The following is a 1,220-nucleotide window of genomic DNA, read 5'->3' on the forward strand; positions in this document are numbered from 1 at the left end:
CCCCCACACGTCAGGCGCCCGACCCGCACCCGAAGGCTCCGACACCACCACCTTCGTCCCGTCCCCCCACGTGGCCGTCGTATCCCCCATAGGCGCAGGCGACGCCTTCGCCGCTGGCTTTCTCTCCGCCACCCTCCGCGGCCTACCCCCCAAGGCCCGCCTCCGCCACGGCCACCTCATGGCCGCCGCGGCCCTCACCACCCCCGGCGACCTCGGCACCCCACCGACCCGCCACCACGCCGACCACCTGGCAGCCCTGGACGACGACACGTGGGGGACACTTCGACTCGCCCCCGGCTGGACACAGACACCGGACGGGGCCGACGAGGAGGTACGCACCACATGAGCCAGACCGTCGACCGCGCGCTCAGCATCCTGCCGCTGCTCGCCGAGGGCCCGGCCGACCTCGGGCAGGTCGCCGACCGCCTCGGCGTCCACAAGTCCACGGCCCTGCGCCTCCTGCGCACCCTCCACGAGCACGGCCTCGTCTACCGCCAGTCCGACCAGCGCTACCGCCTCGGCGCCCGCCTCTTCGCCCTCGCCCAGGAGGCCGTGGAGAACCTCGACATCCGCGAGATCGCCCACCCCCACCTCGTACGCCTCAACGAACAGTGCGGCCACACCGTCCACCTCGCCGTGTACGAGGAGAACGAGGTCCTCTACATCGACAAGGTGGAGAGCCGTTACCCGGTCCGCATGTACTCCCGCATCGGCAAACCGGTCGCCATCACGGTCGCCGCCGTCGCCAAGCTGTGCCTCGCCGACCTTCCCGAAGCCGAGCGCCGCGCCCGCGTGGAGAAGCTCGACTACCCCATGTACACGTCCCGTTCGACCCCCAACGCCGCAGCGTTCCTGAAGGAGCTGGCGAAGGTCCGCGAACAGGGCTGGGCCACCGACCTGGGCGGCCACGAGGAGTCCATCAACTGCGTGGCCGCCCCCGTCCGGGGCGCCGACGGCCGGGTGGTCGCCGCGATGTCGGTCTCCGCCCCCAACGTCGTCGTCACCGCCGACGAACTCCTCACCCTGCTCCCCCTGGTACGCCGCACGGCGGACGCGATCAGCGGCGAGTACTCCGGCAGAACCCCGACGACAGACCCCGTCTGAACCCGACCCGAACCCGCCCCTCGACGGACTCCTTCCGCCCTCCTGGACGGACTCCTTCCGAACCCCCTAGACGGACTCCTTCCGAACCCCCTAGATGTGTTGTCCCGGGACGTTGG

At 71.3% G+C, this 1,220-nt stretch carries 2 protein-coding genes; both read left to right on the forward strand.

The window, feature by feature from the left end; genetic code table 11:
* Positions 1–346, forward strand: a 346-nt coding sequence (locus tag AOK23_RS43520) for a PfkB family carbohydrate kinase (RefSeq protein WP_240496856.1), incomplete at its 5' end; no start/stop codon positions are given.
* Positions 343–1,104 (forward strand): IclR family transcriptional regulator, encoded by a 762-nt coding sequence (locus AOK23_RS43525; protein WP_055717866.1) that lies wholly within the window; start codon positions 343–345, stop codon positions 1,102–1,104. The genes AOK23_RS43520 and AOK23_RS43525, both read left to right, overlap by 4 nt.
* Positions 1,105–1,220 lie beyond the last annotated feature (116 nt).

The organism is Streptomyces torulosus (assembly GCF_001419765.1).
Lineage (GTDB): Bacteria > Actinomycetota > Actinomycetes > Streptomycetales > Streptomycetaceae > Streptomyces > Streptomyces torulosus.

What these genes read in the sequence shown, in the direction of transcription:
- AOK23_RS43525 (WP_055717866.1), top strand. Translation starts at nt 343, where the DNA reads ATGAGCCAGACCGTCGACCGCGCGCTCAGCATCCTGCCGCTGCTCGCC.